This is a genomic window from Streptomyces sp. NBC_01296, from assembly GCF_035984415.1.
GTDB lineage: Bacteria > Actinomycetota > Actinomycetes > Streptomycetales > Streptomycetaceae > Streptomyces.
On sequence record NZ_CP130720.1, the window covers coordinates 381,396 to 401,382 of the forward strand.

The following is a 19,987-nucleotide window of genomic DNA, read 5'->3' on the forward strand; positions in this document are numbered from 1 at the left end:
GCAGGAGGCACGTTGTGCCGTTGATCCAGATGCAGGACCGCTCGGCACATGGCAACCCCGTGCACCGGATGGTGGTCGACGCCATGGAGTCGGACGTTCCGCAAGTCCGTGACGACATGACCGTCGAAGTGACCTTGTCGGTCATGGCCGGCGCCCGCACGGGTCATCTGCTCGTCTGCGACGAGGACGACCTGCGCACCGGGCTGGTCACCCGGGACCGGCTCGCCGCCGTCCAGGAGGGCGACACGTACACGGACCGGCTCCGGCTCCGGCTCCGGCTCCGGCTGCGCGATGTCCTCGGCGAACGCGAGCCGTTCACCTCACCCCTGGCCACGACGGCCGAGGCCGAGCACGTGATGCGCCATCGCCGGCCGGAGGCGGCCCTGCCCATTGTCGACGAACGAGGCCGCCCCCTCGCCCTCGCGCTCTGAATCGCCTCACGACCGCAGTTCCGACGTGACCGTCCCCATTCCTCCTGTGAGGCATCATGCGCTGTGTCATCGCCCGTTTCCCGTTCGACCTGACCAAGAGCGGTGTCCTGGAATCGATGAAGGGCGTCAAGCCCGAGCAGGTCACCGGCGAGTCCGTGACCATCGGCCGCCGCATCTACCCCGCCAAGCAGGTCGGCCAGATCGTCACCCGCCAGGACCGACGCGACTTCAGCGTCGGCGAAGTTCTCCGGGCCATGACGCAGCTCGGCTTCACCTGCCGCGTCCGGCCCAGGGCCACTGCGCCGACGCGCCCCCTCACCCCGCTCCAGCAGGTGTCCGCGATGCTCGGCGTACCGGTGGCCGTCTGACCGCCTGAGCGATGGGCGCGGCACTGGCTGCCACCCGAGCAGCGAGGAGGGCCCGACCGGCACGTACCGGTCGGGCCCTCCTGCGTCCCGATGGATCCTTCTACACGTCGCTGGATCAGTGGTCGGAGTAGCTGAAGTCGCCCATCGTCCAGGCGCTTACATCGGCGATCGAGACGCGATACATCCCGCCCGTCTCCGGGATCCCCACCGGTCCCTGAAGGATGCGGGCCATGTGAAAGTGCAGATGTGTGGGCGGACCCTCCCGGCGCGTTGTGGTGGTGAAGATGGCGGCGAACTCTCCCAGGCGGGCGGAGTCCGTCAGGACCTCTGACACCCGCTGCCTCCACACGGCTTCGGGAGCCAGCCGGCCGGTGATGACAGCACCGCCGGTGACCACGGTCAGGGACATCTGATTGCTCTGCCCGGACTCCACCAGGGCGGCGACGTCAGCGAGCAGCTCGTCAGGCTTCGACATGAGAGCCGATTCTATTCACCGGCCGTCCCACCCCCGCCAGCGGTCGCGCCCTGGCGAGTTAGGGCACTCCACGCCTCGCCGCGAGAGGCGCGCCGGGTGACCGCAGTCGCTCGGGCGAGGCGATGGACCGAGCCGGAAGTGGTAGTCGAAGCACTGTGCATCGGCGCCACACCGAACCCCCTCGTTCGGCTGCCGCCACGCCCATGGGCCTGACCAGCAGCGATGGCCGCCCTGCATACCTGGGACCACCACGGGCAGCTAGCTCAGCCCGAGGTACACGAAAATCTATTCTGGCCGGAGTAGACATTGGGCGGTGGCGTGGGTATGGTTTCTCTCGTAGCCAAGAGACCGAAGGGCCTGGCAGAGACGAACTGCCGGGCAGCAGGACCAGTAGTTGCAGTTTGCAGTGCGGTGCGGTGGTGGAGTTTCGAAGCCAGAGCGGTTGCAGGACGGCGACGGGACTGACGGCCGGACCGGGTGGCCCGCAGTCATCAGGGGCCGCCGACAGCAGTTGACGCAGTGGCAGTACCCAGCAGTGAAGTGCAGTGAAGTGAGCGGTACCTCGGTGAAGGCGTCGGCTGCGGGCGCCCGTACCGGGAAGTTCGGCAGTGGGGTTCCAAGCCAGAGCAGATGCAGGATGGCAACGGGGCTGGCTGCCGAAGAGTGGCGCTGTGACAGGCCACCAGCAGTGCGCGGTAGAGCAGTAACAGCAGTACGCAGTGCCCCGCTTCACCAGCAGTTGATCAATGAGGAAGAACGGAGGAGCCAGGCGCCATCAGGATCGCCCGGGCCGAAGGCTGAGCCCGGGTACCGCAGGACATCGATAGTGAGGTGGTCTCCGGTCAAGCAACCGCGATCCCCGCACTCACGGCAGCAAGTCGGCCGGGGCGGCGGAAACAGGAGGTCGGCGCAGTATCAGGGCCGACAGATGGTGTAGTAGTTCCTTCGGGGCCCTGGTGCCGTACGGCACCAGGGCCCCTCCATGCGTTCCATGAGAGAGGTGCAATGACCGCAGACGACTCGTTCGGCCGTCTTGACGACGACGACTACCCCGCCTACACCATGGGCCGGGCCGCCGCCATGCTCGGCACCACCCAGGGCTTCCTACGCGCCATCGGCGAAGCCCGCCTGATCACCCCGCTGCGATCCGAGGGCGGACACCGCCGCTACTCCCGCTACCAACTGCGCATCGCGGCACGCGCCCGGGAACTCGTCGACCAGGGCACCCCCATCGATGCCGCCTGCCGCATCATCATCCTCGAGGACCAGCTCGAAGAAGCCCAGCGCATCAACGCCGAATACCGCCGCGCCGCCGAGTCGTCCCCGCCGACCTCGAACTGAGCGAACTCGCCCATCGTCGGACACGACCCGCAGTCCTTACGAAGGCCCTCATGCCCGGATGCCAGGATGCCTGGATATCGGTCGGAGATACCGTGCCCGTGTCGGCGCCGCGCAGGGCAGGCAAGTGCTGGGCGCCGGCCCTGCTGGAACACCTGACGCCGTCGAGGAACGTGAGCCTGTCGAGTCGCACGGGTTCACGGCCGTGTTGTCCATGCCGATACGGAGACCGCGCCTCGAAGCCCGGCTCGGGCCTGGCCGGCGTCGATGACGAGGCCGTGATCGTTGAGCGCACTCAGGACCTACCGTCACACCGGCACTGTGCCCCTTCCCCGTAGCGTGGTCCTCCTCGCCCGGTGCAGCCCGGTGCCCGAAGGCGCGTTCCCGTTCGTAGAGGGCGCTCGGGGTGAGTGTTCCCGCGGCACGGCGGAGTCCACGGGTCGTGCCGTCGCGCCTTTCCTGCCTCGGCCATGGCTGCTCGGCGTCGCGGGCGGCGAAGCCGCCAGGGACGGCCGCTCCTACGAGGGACCGTCCCCGTAGTGCAAGGGGCCCGTGTTCAGGCGGCCGTGGACCGGGTGAGGAGTTGCGCCTGGCCGAACAGGAGGGCCCAGCCCTCGGGGAACTGGTCGAGGATTCGGGCGAGCAGGGAGGGGCCGGCGAGTCGGGCAACGACAGCGAGCACGGCACCCGTTTCCCAGCGGGTCGTCGCCGGGGTGGCTCCGCGCCGTGAGGCGAGGTCCTTGACGAAGGCCCACCCGGTGAGGGGCTCGGCGGCCGGGACCTGCGAGACCAGGTGACGGGCGGCCTCCAGCGGAAGGCGGGCGGCCAGCTCGACGCGCTCGTTGCCGGTGACATGACGGCCAAAGGCTCCCAGGACGTTGTGCACGGCCTCCTCGGCGCGCTCGCGGGTGGGGTAGGCGCCTTCGTAGCGGACAGTCTCCAGCACCTGGTCGTAGGTCATGCCCGGGGCCGGGTGAAGGGTTTCGGGCTGGTGGAGCATGGCTCGGGCACCTTTCTCGTCGGTGGGGCGGAGCGTCGGGCGTGAGGGGATGGCATCGTCAGGCGGGGTGGGCGCGGCCGAACAGCAGGGCGCAGCCGGGTGGGAGCTGGCTCAGGAGGCGGTGGGGAGGCTTTCGTCGGCCGCGTCGGCGACGATGCCGAGGACGGCGCTGACGTCCCAGGCCGCCGTGGGCTGCGAGGCTCCCCGATCCAGGCCTCGGTGGCTCGCACGAACCGGTCTGCGGAGAGGGACTCGGCGGCCTGGAAGGAGTTGAGGAAGTGAGGGCGTGGGCCTCGGGAAGACGGGCCGCGCGTGGGGCCCGGCCCGTACCGACGAGGTGGGCGGCAAGGGGGGCCAGCACGACGCGGGCCACGCCGTTGGCCTCCGCCGGGGTGTTGTATGCGCCCCGCTCGGAGCATGGTCGCGGAATGCTTCATGGCGCAAGGTCATGACCCGCTCCTGCGGTGACGGGCAGGGCGGAGGACGGGCTACCGGGGGGGGGAAGGGCGCTTCCGTCCTCCGCGCTCGGGCCGGCCGATGCCCAGATCAGCCGGAGATCTGCTTCCGGTCGCCCGCGGTGCCGACGGCGACCTTGCGTCGCTTCGCCCGTTCCGCGATCGGGATGCGCAGGGTCAGCACACCCGCGTCGTAGTCGGCAGTGATGTTCTCGGAGTCGAGGGTGTCGGCCAGCATGATCTGGCGCGAGAAGACCCCCAAGGGCCGCTCGGAAAGCTCCATCTGCACGTTCTCGCTGTTGGTCGTGGGGCGTCGCTCCGCCTTGACGGTCAGCTGGTTGCGCTCGACGTCGATGTCGATCGCGTCCGCGCTCACCCCGGGCACATCGAAGGCGATCACATACGTGTCGCCGTCCCGGTAGGCATCCATCGGCATGACGGACGGCTTAGACCAGGTCCCGTTCGTACCCGTCAGCTGCTGGGTGATCCGGTCGAGCTCGCGGAACGGGTCAGTGCGCATCAACATCGCGAAACACCTCCAGTTGGTTGCGGCAGGAACTGCCAATGCGCTTCAACGTGCCTCCGTTGTAACATGTCATCCAATGGATGACAACCAACACGTCAGCGATGCGATGACACAGCTGACAATGAGGAACCTGCCATGACCCCAGCCCGGCCGTCCGATCCGGCCCCGCAGCCCGGAGCGGCATCGTTCGTCGCCGCCTCAGCCGCCCTGCGCACCATCGACCAAGCGCTGCGCGACGCACAGCGCGACCGGCCCGCAGACCCGACTCCCCCGCCGCACGACGGACCCCACCCGGCGCTCGCCACACTGCTCCTGCGGCGCCAGGTGCGCGAACAGCTCGCGGACTGGGAGTCCGGACTGATCGAAACCGCCCGGGAGGCCGGCGCCAGCTGGGCCGACCTCGCCGAACCCCTCGGCGTCGCCAGCCGACAGGCCGCCGAACGCCACTACCTGCGCCTGCGCCCCGGAGCCGCGGGCGCCACCGGGGAACAGCGCGTCCAAGCCGTCCGAGACCGACGCGCCGCCGACCGCACCGTCACCGCCTGGGCCCGCAACAACGCCGCCCTGCGCAGCCTCGCCGGACAGATCACCGCACTCACCGACCTCCCCGCCATCGCCGACCGGCAGCTCGGCGAACTGAACGAGGCCCTGGCCCACCACGACGCCGCCCACCACGACGCCGCCCACCTCGTCCGCCCCCTCACCGACACCCGCCGGCACCTGCAACCGGAGCACCCCGACCTCGCCGACCGCATCGAAGAGATGACCCGCCATGCCGACCAGCTCCGCGAGGACAGCAACCAACAGCGCAACCAGCCTTGAGAGGGCTCGCCGAGCTCTCAGATTCACGATCTCGAACCGGGAAGGAAACCGACGATGCGCGTGACACCAGGCGAGCGCCGCGCAAGCCCAGGGACGGTGGTGTTCCGCGCGGACGACGTCACGCTTATCACCACTCGGGCTGATGACCGCCTCACCGTCGCCGTCCTCGGTGAGATCGACATCGCCACGGCGCCGCTGCTCTCCCAAGCCCTGCACGCTGCTCTCGCCGACGGCGTGTCCCGCGTCGAGGCGGACTTCCGCGGCGTGACCTTCTGCGACGTCTCCGGTCTCAACGCCTTGCTCCGCGCCCGACGGGCAGCCCGCGCCCGAGGCCATTCCCTCCACGTCACCGAAGTGACCTCGCCGCAGGTCCGCAAACTGTTCGAGATGACCGGGACGACCGAGATGATCTCCCCTCCCGCCGCTCCAACTCTGCGCCACAGCGCGACCCCCACCCCGAGTTCCGGCGCCTCCGACGCGCTGGGCGGGGGTACGCTCGACCGCCTCACCGGCGCGAGCGGTCCGGGGCGTCCTCACCTCACTCCAGCACCGGCCCGCAGACCAGGGCACCCTCGAACGCGTCGCGGATGAGCAGCCGTTTCCGCCGAGTCTCCCCGCCGTCGCGTGGGGGTTCGGCGTCCACATGAAAGGTTGCCTGCGCGCCGCTGTCGAGGTGATTCTCGAACGCAATTCGGACGTCGAGAAGTCCGACCTGGCCGACGGCGATGGTGAGGCCGAGTCCGGGACCCCTGCCCTCCGCACGCGTACGGAAGCGTTGCGGACCATGGGTGAGGAGTCGGTCAGGGAACCAGGCGCCCCGCTCGGTCACCATCGTGGGTCCGATGGACACCATGGGCCGCGTCCTACAGATCTACGCCGGAGCAACATCTGACTGTCGACCGTATGGGGGAGTTCGGCGGGGGCGTGGGGCGTGCTCCGCCGTGAGAGGGGCCAGTCTGGACCGTCGAGGGGATATTCCATTCCCAATCCGATGAAAAGGGAGTTGGTCGTGGCCCATGCAACCGACCCGCCCGCCCCGGAGCCGGCGCACGGCGGTGAGCCGGGACCGGCGCCGCGCACGCCCGACGACGCGGCGGTCCGCTCGCACGTGACCTTGTGCGTCAACGGTGTTCATCACGACCTCGACCTCGACCACCGCGTCACTCTCCTCGACGCCCTGCGCGAGCACCTGGACCTGACGGGCGCCAAGAAGGGCTGCGACCACGGACAGTGCGGCGCCTGCACCGTCCTGGTGGACGGCCGACGTGCCAACGGCTGCCTGCTCCTCGCCGTCGCCGTCGACGGCTGCGAGATCACCACGGTGGAAGGCCTCGCCGACCCGGGAGGCGCCCTGCACCCGCTCCAGCGCGCCTTCATCGACCATGACGCCTTCCAGTGCGGCTACTGCACCCCCGGCCAGCTCTGCTCCGCCGTCGGCGCGCTCCGCGAAGCCGCCGCCGGCCACCCCTCGCACGCCACCGCCGACACTCCCCCGGCCGGCTCCGGACCCGCCGTGCTGAGCGCCGAGGAGATCAGGGAACGGCTCAGCGGAAACCTGTGCCGCTGCGGCGCCTACCCCGCGATCGTCGGGGCCGTCGCCGACGCGAGCGCGGATGCCGCCGCCACCAGGACCGGTGCGGACGTGATCGCATGAAGCCCTTCGCTTACGTACGCGCCACCAGCCTCCGCGAGGCGGCGGAGGCCTACGCCGCCCACCCCGGCGCCCGCTACCTCGGCGGTGGCACCAACCTCGTGGACCTCATGAAACTGGGCGTCGAGACCCCCGGCACCCTCGTCGACATCTCCCGGCTGCCCCTGGAGGAGATCGGCGAACTCCCCGGCGGAGGACTTCGCGTCGGCGCGATGGTCCGCAACAGCGACCTGGCCGCCGACCCGCGGGTGCGCACCCGCTATCCGCTCCTCAGCCAGGCGCTGCTGGCCGGCGCATCCGGTCAGCTCCGCAACGTCGCCACGACCGGCGGCAACCTGCTCCAGCGCACTCGCTGCACCTACTTCCAGGACCCCTCCAAGCCCTGCAACAAACGCGAACCCGGCAGCGGCTGCGGGGCCCGTGCGGGGATCCACCGCGACCACGCGGTACTCGGCCATTCCGAGCACTGCATCGCCACCCACCCCTCCGACATGGCCGTCGCCCTCGCGGCACTGGACGCCGAAGTCGAGCTGTACGGGGGGACGGGCGGCACTCGAACCGTCGCGGCCACCGAGTTCCACCGGCTGCCCGAGGACCACCCCGAGCAGGACACCCTCATCCGTCCTGGGGAGATCATCACGGCGGTACTCCTGCCCGCCCCGGCGCCGGGCGCCGTCTCGCTCTACCGCAAGGCCCGCGAACGGGCCTCGTACGCCTTCGCCCTCGCTTCGGTCGCCGTCGTCCTCGACCTCGACCCCGACGACGGCCGCGTGCGCCGGATCGCCCTCGCCTTCGGCGGCCTCGCCCACCGGCCCTGGCGGGCGACCACGGCCGAGGCCCGGCTGACCGGCGCCACCCCGGACGCCGGGGCCGTCCGCGCGGCCGTCGACGCGGAACTCGCCCGGGCCCTGCCCCTCCGCGACAACGCGTACAAGATCCCGCTCGCCCGCAACCTCACCTGCGACGCCATTGCCGCGCTGGTCGGCCAGCATCCCGGCGCTCCCGCCACGCAGTAGCCCGGCACCACCGACCAGGAACAGGACCACGATGAGCCCGACCTCCGCCGTCCTCGACACCACCGCACCCGCGGACTCCGTGCTCGGCGCCGCCACCCCGCGGCTCGAAGGCCGGGAGAAGGTGACCGGCGCCGCCCGCTATGCCGCCGAGCACCACCTCCCCCGGCGGGCCTACGCCTGGCCGGTGCCCGCGACCGTCGCCCGCGGCCGGGTCACCGCCGTCGACACCGCCGCCGCCCTGGCCCTGTCCGGCGTACTGGGCGTCCTCACCCCCTACGACGCCCCCCGCCTGGGCCCCTCCGACGACCCCACCCTCCAATTGCTCCAGGACCTGCGGGTGCCGCACCGCGGCTGGTATGTGGCCCTGGCCATCGCCGACACCCTGGAGCAGGCCCGGGCCGCCGCCGACGCCGTGCACGTGAGCTACGAAGCAGAGCCGCACGACGTCACCCTTCACGAAGGGCACCCCGGCCTGTACACACCCGAAAAGGTCAACGGCGGCTATCCGGCACACCGCGAACAGGGCGACCCCGAGGCGGCGTTCGCCACCTCGCCCGTACACGTCGATGCCGTCTACTCGGTGCCGCCACTGCACAACCACCCCATGGAGCCGCACGCCGCCACCGCCGACTGGGACGCCGGGCGCGGCCACCTCACCGTCTACGACTCCTGCCAGGGCACCACGGTGGTCCAGGCCGTACTGGCGGGGCTGTTCGACCTGCCGCAGGACCGGATCACGGTCCTGTCGGAGCACGTGGGCGGCGGGTTCGGCTCCAAGGGCACGCCGCGCCCCCACGTCGTCCTCGCCGTCATGGCCACCCGGCACTGCGGACGGCCCGTCACGCTGGCGCTGCCCCGCCAGCACCTGGCCGCCACCGTCGGCCACCGCGCGCCCACCCTGCACCACGTCCGCCTGGGCGCCCGGTCCGACGGCACCCTCACCTCCCTCATCCACGAGGTCACCACCTACACCTCGCAGGTACGCGAGTTCGTCGAGCAGGCCGCCGTACCCGCCCGTGTCATGTACGCCGCGCAGAACAGCCGCACCACCCACCGCGTCACCGCGCTCGACGTGCCCACGCCCTCCTGGATGAGGGCTCCGGGCGAGACCCCCGGCATGTACGCCCTGGAGTCGGCCATGGACGAACTGGCAGACGCCCTCGGCATGGACCCGGTCGAGCTGCGCGTGCGCAACGACCCGGCCACCGAGCCCGACAGCGGCCGCCCCTTCAGCAGCCGCCACCTCGTGGAATGCCTGCGCGACGGCGCCCGCCGGTTCGGCTGGCCCGGCCGCCGCCCGCCCCGCCGCGAAGGGGCGTTCCTCATCGGGACCGGTGTGGCGGCCGCCACCTACCCCGTGTACATCGCCCCTTCGGGGGCCCGCGCCCACGCCCGCCCCGACGGGAGCTACCTCATCGAGGTCAACGCCACCGACATCGGCACCGGCGCCCGTACCGTCCTCTCCCAGATCGCCGCCGACGCCCTGCACGTACCGATCGACTCGGTCTCACTGGCCATCGCCAACAGCGCGCTGCCCGCCGGCCCCGTCGCCGGCGGTTCCACGGGCACGGCGTCCTGGGGCTGGGCGGTGCACGACGCGTGCACCGCCCTGACCGACCGGCTGGCCCGGCACGAGGGACCGCTGCCCGCCACGGGCCTCTCCGCGTCCGCCGACACCACCCAGTCGGCGAAGCAGAAGTCCCCGTACGCGCGCCACGCGTTCGGGGCACACTTCGCCGAGGTCCAGGCGGACACCGTCACGGGCGAGGTACGTGTCCGCCGACTCCTCGGCGTCTTCGCCGCCGGCCACATCCTCAACCCGCGTACCGCGCGCTCCCAGCTCATCGGGGGCATGGTGATGGGGCTGGGCATGGCGCTGACCGAACACAGCGACCTCGACCCCGCGTTCGGCGACTTCGCGGAGCGCGACCTGGCCACCTACCACGTACCGGCGAACGCCGACGTTCCCGCCGTAGAGGCACACTGGATCGACGAGCACGACAAGCACCTCAACCCGATGGGCAGCAAGGGCATCGGTGAGATCGGCATCGTCGGGGCCGCTGCGGCGATCGGCAACGCGGTGAGCCACGCCACCGGCAGGCGACTTCGGGAGCTGCCCCTGACCCCGGACCGGGTCCTGGCCGCCATCGAGGGCGAGCCCGCATGACATTTCCATCGGTGCCCTGGCCCGCCTCCCGCCGTGCCTACCGGTTCCGGTGACCTGGATGCAGAACGGTCGATCACACCGTGGTCATCGCTGCTCCCACTGCTCCTTGGTGATCTCGTACCGCACGCCCCGTACTCGGAGCCCTCGGCCTTCTCCATGTCAGAGGGAGTGGGGAGGGTGTCCGCGAGCGTCATGGCGAGCTTCTCCATGATGTTGCGCGAACCGTGGTTCACGGACATCGTCGCAGCCCAGACCATGCGCGCACCGAGCTCCGTGAACGCCTTGGCCAGCAAGGCGCGCGAGCCCCCGGTGGCATAACCCTTGCCCCACGCCGTCTGCCGTAGCCGGTAGCCGAGCTCGGCTACGTCCCGCGGGCCCTCCGGCTCGGGACGCAGGTGGAACACGGCCACTCCGTGCCCGGGCCCGACCCCGTAGCGGCATGGCCCACAAGGTCTGCCCGGCAGCCACAGGTCGGAAGGACACCGGCGAATGGCGGGGCCGGATCCACTGGCCAGGAGCCCCCTCCCCCGGTGCAGACCGAACCCTCGATCGGCAGGTATCAGCACGAAAGGCGGGATACGGCATGACCAGCGGGGTAGCCGGACCTTACGGACACAACGACCGACACCACGCCACTGCGCGCTGTCGCGCTGGTCTGCACGCTTTCGCCGTCGCCGAAGCGCTCCAGCTCCCAATTCTGGCGGAGCAGACGACGGCGGCCCTGTCCGAGCACGATGACCGGAAAGGTGATCCGGATCGCCGACCACGACGTCAAACCGGGCGTCGAGGTCGACATGGGTGAGGGCGCGAGGGGTCTCCCCCAGCCGCGCAGGCCCGGAAGAGCTCCACTGCTTCCTCGTCCGGCATCGGGGCCAGTGGGTGCACCGCTTCGACCACGAGCGCGAGGGCTCGCGGCGCGAGCATCAGGCGGGTCCGGGCGCTCTTGCGCAGCGGCGCCGACGCCTGCACGGCCCGCAGCTCCGGTACGAGATCCCCTGTGCGCCCGAGTTCCCGGCCGGTGGTGGCCACGCTCTCACGCACCCCCCGGTCGAAGACACGGCCCGGGAGATCCTCCGGGGCGCGGCCGCGCCAAAGCGACAAGTGCCGGAGGGTGCGCTCCGCCTGCTCGTACGACCGTGTGGAACCGGCAATGTTCGCCATGCGCTACGGCACCTCCGGAACGGAGGCGAAGCTCCGGTTCCCGGTCTACGACGTGACCAACCGCGAGGAGTTCGCTGCGGCCCGGATCCTCGCGCAAGGGCCGCTGGCGGCCTGATGGCGGGCGCGGCCCCGCCCGGAAAGGGGTTGCTCGGGACGATGGCGCTGGTGGCGCGACTACCGGTTCGAGCTGATCGATGCGGCCCCGGTCGCTGCAATCGAGATCGACAGCCCCTCGGTCAGCCATTTGTGCGCCGCCGTCATGTTCAGCACGCGTCCGCCGGTGGCGGTGCCGACCAGGGCCCAATAGCGTTCCAGGCGGGGGTCGAAGCCGGACGACCTCGACACCAACGCGTGCAGATACGCACGGAAGGCGGGGGTGTCCGACTCCCGCCGAGCTCGAGCGTGGGCGGATACGAAGGCGTTCACCGTGTCCCCCGGGCCGGGCGGCAGACCCCGGGCCAACGCGGCGGCCGTCAGGGCGGCCGCATCCTCGATTTCCCCGTAGAAGGCCGGACCATCCCTCATCTCTTCGTCATGGTCCTGGGTCCAGCGGGTGAAGCTGGGTGTGGCGACGAGCAGATGAAGCTCGGCATAGGCCAGGGCCGAAGCAGGATCGGGGTCCTGTGGGGGACTTGGGGACAACATGGCGATCATGATGTCGAGCCGGCGCTTGGGCATGGCCGCGGACAGTTCGCGATACCAGTGGTCGGTGAGGCTGCGATGCGCCTCAGGGAGCCGCTGCACGCGAGAAAGGATCTCCAGGCGCCGGAGCCGTTCCTCACTCGTGCAGTCGTCGAGGGACATGAGTGTGGCCTGGCGCCACCGCAGTTCGGTCAGCCGCTCCTGGACCGATTCGAGCTCGCTCGAAACCAGTTCGCCGAGGGAGCACTCCCCGGTGACCACCTGCGTGATGGTCGCGATCGGAGTGTCCAGCGCCCGCAGGCGTCTGATGAGGCGGATGCGCTCCCACGCATCGGGGCCGTAGCGCCGATGGCCGCCGGTGCTACGGCTTGCAACCGGCAGGAGACCGCTGTCGGAGTAGTAGCGGAGGGTCTTCACCGGGACGCCCGTTCCGGCGGCGAGTTCACCGATGCTCCATGTGTCGTGCGTCATAGTCCCTTGAATCTCCTGCGCGGGGGAGGTCCTAGCGTACTGATCACCGAACCGACCGCATCGAGTCGGCCGCCTCCGACCAGGAACGGTGGATACGCATGTCCCCGAACACGACAGCACCCAGCCCGCGCCGACGTCACCGGCTCCGCGCGGTGCTCTTCCCCTTGCTGTGCGCGCTGGCCCTGCTCACGGGCACCGCCGTACCGGCGACCGCCGCCCCACCAGGTTCTCCCCCCTCCGCGGGGCGGACCGGTACGGTCGTACGGACCGACCACGGCGCGGTACGCGGCGTGTCACACGGCTCGTACGCCACCTTCCTCGGCATTCCCTACGCGGCACCGCCGACCGGACCGCTGCGCTGGCAGGCCCCGGTGCCCCCTGCCGCATGGCAGGGCGTCCGGGACGCGACGACGGCGGCTCAGCGCTGTGTGCAGATGCCGGCACCAGGAGCAGGCGCGGTCCTCGGGTCGGAGGACTGCCTCTACCTCAACGTCACCATGCCGACCGCGAAGCCGACCCGGCAGAAGCGGCCCGTGATGGTGTGGATGCACGGCGGTGCGTTCCTGGGCGGTTCCGGCAGCGACTACGACGCCGAACAACTGGTGGTCCGGGGCGACACGGTCGTCGTCACGGTCAACTACCGCTTGGGGATCTTCGGTTACTTCGGCCACCCCGATTTGGGCTCCGCCCCACCGTTCGGCCTGGCGGACCAGCAGGCCGCCCTGCGCTGGGTTCGCGCCAACGCCGAGCGCTTCGGCGGAGATCCGGCCAATGTCACGCTGTTCGGCGAATCCGCGGGCGCCCTCAGCATCTGTGCACACCTCACCTCGCCGACGGCCGCAGGCCTCTTCCGCCGGGCCGTCCTCCAGAGTGGTTCCTGCTTCATGTCCTTCCCGCGCGGCGCTCTCGCACCCGGAACCCCGGCGTACGAGCCGTTCGCCTCCCAGGGCGATGTGCAGGCGGCCGGAACGGACGCCGCCCGGCAGCTGGGCTGCACCACAGGGGGCGGAGACGAAGTACTGGCGTGCCTGCGCGGGCAGAGCACGGACCGCCTGGCCACCGCGCCGCTGATGCAGTCCTTCAACCGGCCCGCCTTCGGCAATGCGCTGCTGCCCGAGGCGCCGGACCTGGCGCTGGCCGCGGGACGCTTCCACCGCGTGCCGGTCATGCAGGGCACCAACCACGACGAGATGCGGATGTTCGTCGGCCTGACGCTCGCCGCGTTCCCGATCCGCACCGAGGAGGACTACCGCGCCCGCCTGAAGGACGCCTTCGGGCCCTCGGCTCCGGCCGTCGAGGCGCAGTATCCGGCGGCACACCACCCCACGCCCGCACTGGCCTGGGCCGCTGTGCTGACCGATCGATCCCTCACCTGCACCACACTGGCGGCAAGCCGGGCCATGACCGCTCATGCCCCCGGACTCCCCCTCTACGGCTACGAGTTCAACGACCCGAACGCTCCTGTCCTCGCCGGCCTGCCGGCGAACCCGGGCTTCCCCTACGGGTCGGCACACGGCTTCGAGATGCCGTTCCTGTTCGCCTCCTTCCCCACCGAGGGAACGCTGAGCGACGCCCAACGCGGCCTGTCCGACCGGATGGTCGGATACTGGACGAACTTCGCGCGCACCGGAGACCCGAACAGCCCCGGCGCCCCCCGCTGGCCCGTCCTGCGCCCTTCGTCTCCCCACGCACGGTCGGTGCAGTCGCTGACTCCCGGACCCGGTGGAGTCCGTCCCGTCGATGCGGATTCCGCACACCACTGCTCGTTCTGGGCAGGCCTGCCTCAGTGAGCCTCAGGGCGGCCAGCAGGGGCACGCGGCCCCGGCGGGCAGGTCACCAGGCGGCGCACAGGGCCTGCGGTGAGCGGTGGATCTGGGCGGGCTGCATCCGTGGCTCCGGACGGCGCTCGTCCAGTCGCAGCTCCGGCATCCGGCGCAGGAGCATGTCCGGTGTCAGGCGCAGTTGTTCGCGTACCAGCCGGGAGCCGGGGCAGCCGTCGGGTCCGTACCCGAAGGCGAGGTGCTGCCGGTTCCCGGGCCGGCGGAAGCATTCATGGCCCGGACGACGGCATCCGGCGAGTAACTTCAGCCCGGCAATCACCTAAGGGCGTCACCCGACCAGCGCCGTAGCGCTTGCGGCCTTCCCAGCTCGTCATCCAGCGCCGGCCTGTCCACGTTCGCCATAGGGTCAGGCCCGTCGATATTTCGGCGAGCTGGGCCGCGAACGCCAGCAGACGCGCACGCAGCCCTTGTCGAACGAGGGCGCGCGGCCCCAGTGACTGGAGGCGAAGCGCCCAGCGAAGGGTTCGCTGCCCACCTCATGCTGGTCGCCGCGTACGTGGAGTAGGTGCGCGACCTGCGGGATCAGCACTCGCATGCCCGAGCACCCCTGGCCCCAAGTATTGGCTGAGAGTACTTCACTCGGAAGAGGGTTCGGCGGCAAAGCGGCAGCAGGCGCAGCAGGCGTGAGGCCCGGGCAGGGTTCGCATCAGTCGGCCATACTCGGCCCGTCGGGTTGCGGCCCCGAACCGCACCCCGCCCACGTGGCCCCGGCGGCGAGCCGGGGCCACCAGCAAGGCCGGCGACCCCGTGCCCGTCCCGCTGCGGGCATGTTCGTCCTCGAGCCGCTTCGGACAACAGACATGTCACAATCCGCAGTCGGCCGATGCAAGAGCGCCCACGACCGTCGGACGTTGTGCGGGCTGACGGCGTAGCGGGCCGGAGCACGCGCGAAGGGCTGCCGTTCTCGACGGGTGCTGGGTTCTGGCACAGATCTTGGGGAGCGGTTGCGGAGCGTCACCGGGGCAGCAGCGTGAGTTGGGTCAGCACGCAGGGCGGTTTGGAATCGGGGATCGTTCTGCCCGATCACCACCTGGCCCGACGATACGCGCTGCGCAGGCTGGCCTCGCGAATCACCGCCGGTGAGGTGGATCTCGCCGAGTTGGCATCGGACGAGTGGTCGGAGGTGGAGGTCGAGACCGCTGAGGAGCAAGCATTCGTGGCGCTACTCCCGCCATGCGCGTGCTGCATGGAGTACACGCTGGGACTCGACGAGGCGGCTTGGGAAGCGCAACTGCGGATTGCGGCCTGCGCCTTGGACTCGCATCCCACTGTCGGGCCGCGCTTCTGACGAGTGGGGACAGAAGGCGTTCTGACGCAACATCTGAGCTCGCGATCGCGGAAAGTCACTGAAGCAGGATCGTCTTGCGGAGGAGTTCGAATCCGGCGCGACCATACAGCTGCCGCTTGATCTTCTTGATGCGATTGACGGCACCTCGATGCTGCCGAAGCTCCAGTCGAGAGGGAGGCCGGCGGTCACGGCGGCGAGGTCCCGGAGCACGTGGAGTGCGAAGCCTGTGAGAGCAGGCGGCCGGCTGGCGTCGACGCGTCGATCCAGGTGGGAGGTGTGGAGCCGGGGCGGTCGGTAAGTATCCGCTCTGCGACGGCTCCCCAAGATCTGTGCCAGAACCGGATTCTGACGTCACTGGTCCGTGGCAGAGGGGAGAACGATCGGTTCACACACTGCCCTTGCCGAACCTCGACGTCCGCATATCGAGGCAACACTCGAAGCTCGCATACGGCGCGACGGGCGGTCGCTACCAGCCGTATCGTCGGCATTGAGAAGCGGGGGCAGCTCAACTCCCCTTCGGCACTACATTCATGGCAGGCTCACCACGGGGAGGTGTTGATCGTGGCGTCTCTCGGGCCGTCCTCGGAGCGCACGGACGAGGAGCTCACGCGCAGGGCGCAGGGCGGTGAGACCGGGGCTCTCGGGCTGCTGACCGCGGCATCAGGCGTCGATGCGCGCGGTGGCTCTGAGCTTGCTCGGTCACGGGCCCGACGTGGACGACGCGGTGCAGGACGCCTCGCTGACCGCGCTGCGGCGCATCGGCGACGTCCGCGACGGCGCGGCAGTCGGTGCCTGGCTGCGGGCGATCGTCCGCAACGCCTGCCGTATGCGCAGGCGCGCCAACCACGAGGTACCCGGCCTTGACGGCCTGGAGCAGCTGCAGTCGCGCGACGACGACCGATCACAGCCCGAACGGCACATCGAGCAACACGCGATGCGCGACTGGATCTGGGAGGCGGTGGAGAACCTGCCGCAGCACCTGCGACTGGTGTTGATGCTGCGCCACTTCAGTGCCCTCACCACCTACCAGGAGATCGCCGAGGCCTGCGAGGTACCGGTCGGCACGGTGCGCAGCAGGCTCAGCCATGCCCGGGCGCACATGGCGCGGAACCTGACGGCGACCACCTCGCAGGCGCAGGGTGATGCGGCCGCGGTGACGGAGGCGAGCCGGGACGAGGCGGTGGCGACGCTGCGGGCCTGGGATGCGGGAGGCCTGCCCAGGGAGATCTCCGAGCTGTGGCCGGCCGAGTCGGAGATGGTGGGCCGGCTGGGCCGGGCGGGCGAGCGGGTGCACCCCGTCCCGGTCATGCGCCACTACTTGGAGGGCGGCGTACGTCAGCACGTACGCCATGTGGTGGCGGGCCGGGACATCGTCATCTGGGAGATGGACGTCACCCACGACGGTGCCCGCCACATCTGCCCGCCGAACCTCGCCTGGCTCATGTTCCGCCGCAACGGACGCGTCGAAAGGCTCCGGGTGGTCTTCCCCCGGCCGGCTCAGTTGCAGGCCGCCCTGGGTCCGCGGCGACCCCGTGCGCTCACGGCCGGGCAAGGATCCTCGACAGACCGTACGCGAAGCGCTCGTCAAAGGAGTCCGCACCGAGGTGGGCGAGCGCCCGGTGGAGGGCGGGGTGTGCGGTCGCGGAGACCGCGGCTGCCAGCGGCTCGGCGACCTCGTCGAGCGTCCGCAGAATGGTGGTCTCGCCCCAGTTCGAGACCAAGTGGTCCTCGGTGAGGGTGGTGGAGACTACGTACTTCGGCATCGCCATGTAGTCGGCGAAGTCCGCCATGGCTCTGCGCCCCGAGGGGGACGGCAGCTCATCCGGACAGGTGATCGCGATGGTTCTGCGAGGCGATGTGGGCCACAGGGGCACCCTGCAAGCCTTGCGTTGACACCCGCCGTCCCCGGAGATGACCATGCCCCCTGCGAAAACGCCGACCGCCGACGCAAACACGAACGCCGGCAACGACAGCCATCCGAGCACCCGTGCTGATGCCGTTTCCCCTTCCGTGCCACGCTGGGTGAACCGGGCGGCGCATGCCGTGCCGCTGGCCGTCCTCCCGTCGGGACTGTGGCGAATGGCCATGGCCGTGGGGATACCAGTCGGCTTCAGCGGACAGCTGGCGCAGGACTGGCGGCCCGGCCTCGAAACCTCCTCCTACATCACGCTGCTGACCCTCATCACCGAGGCGCTCGCCTTCTTGACGATCGGCCTGGTCAGACCGTGGGGCGAGCGGACACCGCGCTGGATCCCGGGGCTGGGCGACAGGCGCATCCCGGTGTGGGCGGCGGCCGGCCCGGCAGCGTTGGGGGCGCTCGCGGTGACGGCGGTGATGCTGCTGATGTTCTGGGATGCCCTGCCCGCCTCCGGAGGCGGGTCCGAGGCCCCCCAGGGCGCGGCTGCGTGGATCATGAACGCCTGCTACCTGCCGCTCCTATTGTGGGGGCCGCTGCTCACTGTCGTCACGGTCGCATACGTCCGGCGGCGCCGAGGCACTTCCTGACCGCCGCCAGTCCCTCCACGCCCATCGCCGCAGTTCGGGCCCTGGACAACGAGCGCGCAGCAGTCCCCGAACAGCTGCTGACCGGGAGGCGTCAGCCCCGGCCCAGCCAGCTCGACCCCTACAAGCCCCACCTGGATGAACGCTGGGCCCAAGGGCAGATAAATGCCATCCAGCTGCATGCCGCGTCATCAGACAGGTTGTGGCCCTACTCCTTGCGGTCGCAGCTCCGTCCCGGCCGGCTGCCCAGGCCGGGACGGAGGAGCGGCGTACGCGGTCGTCCTCAGCCGGTGCTTGCGCGCCGGCGTCGGCGGAGGATGGCGGCGCCGCCCGCGAGGGCGAGTGCCGCGCTGGAACCACCGGCAAGGAGCAGAGAGGAGGAGGTGCTGTCCGTCTTGGGCGGGGAGCTGTAGCCGCTGGAGTAGCCGTTGGTGTCGTACTGCGAGCCGGGCAGCTTGTCGGCGTAGCGGGCCTTGACCAGTTTCTGGTAGTCGCTGAGCGACACCGATGCCTGGCCGCCCAGGCCTTGGCGGGCCTCGTCGTTGAGTGGCTCCACGGTGGTGAGCTTGAGCTGGTACCAGCCGCGGATCTGCGGTTCGGTGAAGACCAGCGTGCCCAGGGTGGCCTTGCCGGCGTAGGTGGCGTCGCTGTCGCCGTCGCGGATGGCCGCCAGGTGCCAGCCGCCGCCCTGGGTGGGGGCGAGCATGACGGTTGCGGTGCGGCCGTTGACGGTGGTGCTCAGCGAGGAGACCAGCTGCGTCAGCTCGATCGCCTCGGTGGGCAGCGGCTTGGCGGTGCCCGCGACGAACCCGGGGGTGATCTCGTTCCGTGCCAGCGGATCCTTGATCGTGAAGAGGGGCAGGCCCTGGCACGGCTCGGCCGTCTCGGGGATCGCCTGCACCGGCCCGCCTCCGCCGCCGGTGGGCACCGGAGTGCGCAGGAAGCGGCAGACGGCGTTTTTGACGTCGGTGGACTTCACCGCGTTGAGGGCGGCCTGGTAGTCGGGGATGTCGGCCGGGAGAGGGTCCTTGGCCGGGACGGCATGAGCCGGACCGACGACGGACAGCAGTGCGGATGCACTCAATGCGATGACGATGGACAGGCGGGAGAAGCGAGAGCCCGCCCGCTTGCCGAACATTTCGGTGTGGCGCATGTCGCCTGCCTTAGCGGGAGATACCGATGCGGGAATGGGTCCACTTCGATGAGCTGTTACTCACATAGTCGTTGTAGTTCCACCACGTATACGTGGTGGTGTCCGGCCACGGGTCGGCCACGGCGATCGTGTTGTTCGACGTGTCGAAGCCGTAGACCACGTTCATGTGGCCGCCACCGGACGCCCACCCGATGCGGGCACCGATCGGCCGGGCCGCCTTGACGTCGGTGTACACCTGGCTGAACGTGGCCGCGCTGTTCAGGCCCGAGCCGGTGTGGGTCAAGCCGAGGCTGCTCCAGCCCCTGGCCATGTCGTCGAGCGTGGCGGGCTGGTTGTTGCAGCCGTAGTAGGGCTGTGCCCGGTTGCAGAAGTCCGCCTGCGTGGAGCCTAAGCCCTGGAACTTGGCGATGGTCAGCCCGGATGCGACCCAGCACCACTGGGTCTTCTCCTGCTTCAGCATGGCGATGCTGTCCTGACCCGCTTCCGCGTGAGCCGTGCCTCCCGCGGCCGCGAGCGACCCCAAAGCCGCCAGCACGACCGCCGACGCCGCGGTTCCGTACCTGAATTTGCCCATATTCCTGCCTTCCCCTCTGAATGGGTGCAACGAGATGAGCGAGGCAACCCGGCACGAATATGACAGCGCGGCATGCCTAAGTAATAGGGGGATCAGACCTATTCAA

General features: G+C 70.3%; 20 protein-coding genes and 4 pseudogenes. 14 read left to right on the forward strand and 10 right to left on the reverse strand.

The window, feature by feature from the left end:
- The first annotated feature begins 14 nt into the window (after positions 1-14).
- Both OG299_RS01855 and OG299_RS01860 read left to right on the forward strand, forming a co-directional pair.
- Positions 15-431 (forward strand): CBS domain-containing protein, encoded by a 417-nt coding sequence (locus OG299_RS01855; RefSeq protein ID WP_327360168.1) that lies wholly within the window; start codon positions 15-17, stop codon positions 429-431.
- A gap of 56 nt (positions 432-487) precedes the next feature.
- Entirely contained in the window at positions 488-799 is a 312-nt protein-coding gene (locus tag OG299_RS01860) for an SCO5918 family protein (RefSeq protein ID WP_327360169.1), read from the forward strand.
- A 115-nt stretch (positions 800-914) separates the two neighbouring features.
- Here OG299_RS01860 and OG299_RS01865 read toward each other — a convergent pair whose 3' ends face one another.
- Positions 915-1,274, reverse strand: coding sequence for a hypothetical protein (locus OG299_RS01865; RefSeq protein ID WP_327360170.1), 360 nt, complete (start codon positions 1,272-1,274; stop codon positions 915-917).
- 1,005 nt (positions 1,275-2,279) lie between these two features.
- Here OG299_RS01865 and OG299_RS01870 point away from each other — a divergent pair.
- Positions 2,280-2,615 carry a MerR family transcriptional regulator gene (locus OG299_RS01870; RefSeq protein WP_327360171.1) on the forward strand — a complete coding sequence of 112 codons (336 nt, stop codon included), beginning with the start codon at positions 2,280-2,282 and terminating at the stop codon, positions 2,613-2,615.
- A gap of 553 nt (positions 2,616-3,168) precedes the next feature.
- Here the strand turns inward: OG299_RS01870 and OG299_RS01875 are convergent.
- Together OG299_RS01875 and OG299_RS01885 are read right to left on the reverse strand one after the other, a co-directional pair.
- Positions 3,169-3,612 (reverse strand): DUF2267 domain-containing protein, encoded by a 444-nt coding sequence (locus tag OG299_RS01875; protein ID WP_327360172.1) that lies wholly within the window; start codon positions 3,610-3,612, stop codon positions 3,169-3,171.
- A gap of 546 nt (positions 3,613-4,158) precedes the next feature.
- Positions 4,159-4,593 carry an Hsp20/alpha crystallin family protein gene (locus tag OG299_RS01885; protein ID WP_327360173.1) on the reverse strand — a complete coding sequence of 145 codons (435 nt, stop codon included), beginning with the start codon at positions 4,591-4,593 and terminating at the stop codon, positions 4,159-4,161.
- Between the two features lie 135 nt (positions 4,594-4,728).
- On the opposite strand from OG299_RS01885, the gene OG299_RS01890 reads away from it, so the two are divergent.
- The 5 genes from OG299_RS01890 to OG299_RS01910 all read left to right on the forward strand — a co-directional run bounded on the left by OG299_RS01890 (position 4,729) and on the right by OG299_RS01910 (position 10,249).
- Positions 4,729-5,415 (forward strand): HSP18 transcriptional regulator, encoded by a 687-nt coding sequence (locus tag OG299_RS01890; protein WP_327360174.1) that lies wholly within the window; start codon positions 4,729-4,731, stop codon positions 5,413-5,415.
- A 54-nt stretch (positions 5,416-5,469) separates the two neighbouring features.
- On the forward strand, positions 5,470-6,006 hold the full coding sequence (locus OG299_RS01895; protein ID WP_327360175.1) for an STAS domain-containing protein: 537 nt from the start codon (positions 5,470-5,472) through the stop codon (positions 6,004-6,006).
- 418 nt (positions 6,007-6,424) lie between these two features.
- Positions 6,425-7,069, forward strand: coding sequence for a 2Fe-2S iron-sulfur cluster-binding protein (locus tag OG299_RS01900; RefSeq protein WP_442817473.1), 645 nt, complete (start codon positions 6,425-6,427; stop codon positions 7,067-7,069).
- The gene (locus tag OG299_RS01905; protein WP_327360176.1) at positions 7,066-8,082 is read left to right on the forward strand and encodes an FAD binding domain-containing protein; all 1,017 of its coding nucleotides are present in this window, start codon (positions 7,066-7,068) and stop codon (positions 8,080-8,082) included. Before OG299_RS01900 ends, OG299_RS01905 begins: the two co-directional genes overlap by 4 nt.
- A gap of 31 nt (positions 8,083-8,113) precedes the next feature.
- Positions 8,114-10,249, forward strand: coding sequence for a xanthine dehydrogenase family protein molybdopterin-binding subunit (locus OG299_RS01910; protein WP_327360177.1), 2,136 nt, complete (start codon positions 8,114-8,116; stop codon positions 10,247-10,249).
- Between the two features lie 251 nt (positions 10,250-10,500).
- Here OG299_RS01910 and OG299_RS42610 read toward each other — a convergent pair.
- A pseudogene (locus tag OG299_RS42610) lies at positions 10,501-10,815 on the reverse strand (GNAT family N-acetyltransferase); the annotation flags it as partial.
- Between the two features lie 69 nt (positions 10,816-10,884).
- On the opposite strand from OG299_RS42610, the pseudogene OG299_RS42615 reads away from it, so the two are divergent.
- Positions 10,885-11,055, forward strand: a pseudogene (locus OG299_RS42615) (NADPH-dependent oxidoreductase); the annotation flags it as partial.
- On the opposite strand, the gene OG299_RS01920 reads toward OG299_RS42615, so the two are convergent.
- Complete coding sequence (locus tag OG299_RS01920) at positions 11,021-11,410, reverse strand: hypothetical protein (protein WP_327360178.1); 390 nt, start codon at positions 11,408-11,410, stop codon at positions 11,021-11,023. The pseudogene OG299_RS42615 and the gene OG299_RS01920 overlap by 35 nt on opposite strands.
- Here OG299_RS01920 and OG299_RS01925 point away from each other — a divergent pair.
- Positions 11,400-11,525 (forward strand): hypothetical protein, encoded by a 126-nt coding sequence (locus OG299_RS01925; protein ID WP_327360179.1) that lies wholly within the window; start codon positions 11,400-11,402, stop codon positions 11,523-11,525. The two genes, OG299_RS01920 and OG299_RS01925, sit on opposite strands and share 11 nt — an antisense overlap.
- Before the next feature lie 59 nt (positions 11,526-11,584).
- Here OG299_RS01925 and OG299_RS01930 read toward each other — a convergent pair whose 3' ends face one another.
- Positions 11,585-12,523: a MerR family transcriptional regulator gene (locus OG299_RS01930; protein WP_327360180.1), complete on the reverse strand. Its 939-nt coding sequence runs from the start codon at positions 12,521-12,523 to the stop codon at positions 11,585-11,587.
- A 98-nt stretch (positions 12,524-12,621) separates the two neighbouring features.
- Here OG299_RS01930 and OG299_RS01935 point away from each other — a divergent pair, with 98 nt between their 5' ends.
- The 3 genes and pseudogenes from OG299_RS01935 to OG299_RS01945 all read left to right on the forward strand — a co-directional run.
- A complete protein-coding gene (locus tag OG299_RS01935; RefSeq protein WP_327360181.1) occupies positions 12,622-14,313 on the forward strand; it encodes a carboxylesterase/lipase family protein in 1,692 nt (563 codons plus the stop codon).
- 1,021 nt (positions 14,314-15,334) lie between these two features.
- Entirely contained in the window at positions 15,335-15,652 is a 318-nt protein-coding gene (locus OG299_RS01940; RefSeq protein WP_327360182.1) for a hypothetical protein, read from the forward strand.
- Positions 15,653-16,322: 670 nt separating this feature from the next.
- Positions 16,323-16,703: pseudogene (locus OG299_RS01945) on the forward strand (RNA polymerase sigma factor); the annotation flags it as partial.
- Here the strand turns inward: OG299_RS01945 and OG299_RS01950 are convergent.
- Positions 16,676-16,960 (reverse strand): hypothetical protein, encoded by a 285-nt coding sequence (locus OG299_RS01950; protein ID WP_327364694.1) that lies wholly within the window; start codon positions 16,958-16,960, stop codon positions 16,676-16,678. The pseudogene OG299_RS01945 and the gene OG299_RS01950 sit on opposite strands and share 28 nt — an antisense overlap.
- Before the next feature lie 359 nt (positions 16,961-17,319).
- Positions 17,320-17,442, reverse strand: a pseudogene (locus OG299_RS01955) (dihydrofolate reductase family protein); the annotation flags it as partial.
- Between the two features lie 127 nt (positions 17,443-17,569).
- Between OG299_RS01955 and OG299_RS01960 the strand changes: the two are divergent.
- On the forward strand, positions 17,570-18,157 hold the full coding sequence (locus OG299_RS01960; protein WP_442817575.1) for a hypothetical protein: 588 nt from the start codon (positions 17,570-17,572) through the stop codon (positions 18,155-18,157).
- A 280-nt stretch (positions 18,158-18,437) separates the two neighbouring features.
- On the opposite strand, the gene OG299_RS01965 is transcribed toward OG299_RS01960, so the two are convergent.
- Both OG299_RS01965 and OG299_RS01970 read right to left on the reverse strand, forming a co-directional pair.
- Positions 18,438-19,307, reverse strand: coding sequence for an LPXTG cell wall anchor domain-containing protein (locus OG299_RS01965; RefSeq protein ID WP_327360184.1), 870 nt, complete (start codon positions 19,305-19,307; stop codon positions 18,438-18,440).
- Positions 19,308-19,317: 10 nt separating this feature from the next.
- A complete protein-coding gene (locus tag OG299_RS01970) occupies positions 19,318-19,881 on the reverse strand; it encodes a papain-like cysteine protease family protein (RefSeq protein WP_327360185.1) in 564 nt (187 codons plus the stop codon).
- Positions 19,882-19,987 lie beyond the last annotated feature (106 nt).

Coding starts and splice junctions, on each gene's coding strand:
- OG299_RS01860 (WP_327360169.1), top strand. CDS start 488: ATGCGCTGTGTCATCGCCCGTTTCCCGTTCGACCTGACCAAGAGCGGT.
- OG299_RS01865 (WP_327360170.1), bottom strand. CDS start 1,274: ATGTCGAAGCCTGACGAGCTGCTCGCTGACGTCGCCGCCCTGGTGGAG.
- OG299_RS01870 (WP_327360171.1), top strand. CDS start 2,280: ATGACCGCAGACGACTCGTTCGGCCGTCTTGACGACGACGACTACCCC.
- OG299_RS01875 (WP_327360172.1), bottom strand. CDS start 3,612: ATGCTCCACCAGCCCGAAACCCTTCACCCGGCCCCGGGCATGACCTAC.
- OG299_RS01885 (WP_327360173.1), bottom strand. CDS start 4,593: ATGTTGATGCGCACTGACCCGTTCCGCGAGCTCGACCGGATCACCCAG.
- OG299_RS01890 (WP_327360174.1), top strand. CDS start 4,729: ATGACCCCAGCCCGGCCGTCCGATCCGGCCCCGCAGCCCGGAGCGGCA.
- OG299_RS01895 (WP_327360175.1), top strand. CDS start 5,470: ATGCGCGTGACACCAGGCGAGCGCCGCGCAAGCCCAGGGACGGTGGTG.
- OG299_RS01905 (WP_327360176.1), top strand. CDS start 7,066: ATGAAGCCCTTCGCTTACGTACGCGCCACCAGCCTCCGCGAGGCGGCG.
- OG299_RS01910 (WP_327360177.1), top strand. CDS start 8,114: ATGAGCCCGACCTCCGCCGTCCTCGACACCACCGCACCCGCGGACTCC.
- OG299_RS01925 (WP_327360179.1), top strand. CDS start 11,400: ATGTTCGCCATGCGCTACGGCACCTCCGGAACGGAGGCGAAGCTCCGG.
- OG299_RS01920 (WP_327360178.1), bottom strand. CDS start 11,410: ATGGCGAACATTGCCGGTTCCACACGGTCGTACGAGCAGGCGGAGCGC.
- OG299_RS01930 (WP_327360180.1), bottom strand. CDS start 12,523: ATGACGCACGACACATGGAGCATCGGTGAACTCGCCGCCGGAACGGGC.
- OG299_RS01935 (WP_327360181.1), top strand. CDS start 12,622: ATGTCCCCGAACACGACAGCACCCAGCCCGCGCCGACGTCACCGGCTC.
- OG299_RS01950 (WP_327364694.1), bottom strand. CDS start 16,960: ATGACCGGGACGGGGTGCACCCGCTCGCCCGCCCGGCCCAGCCGGCCC.
- OG299_RS01960 (WP_442817575.1), top strand. CDS start 17,570: ATGCCCCCTGCGAAAACGCCGACCGCCGACGCAAACACGAACGCCGGC.
- OG299_RS01965 (WP_327360184.1), bottom strand. CDS start 19,307: ATGCGCCACACCGAAATGTTCGGCAAGCGGGCGGGCTCTCGCTTCTCC.
- OG299_RS01970 (WP_327360185.1), bottom strand. CDS start 19,881: ATGGGCAAATTCAGGTACGGAACCGCGGCGTCGGCGGTCGTGCTGGCG.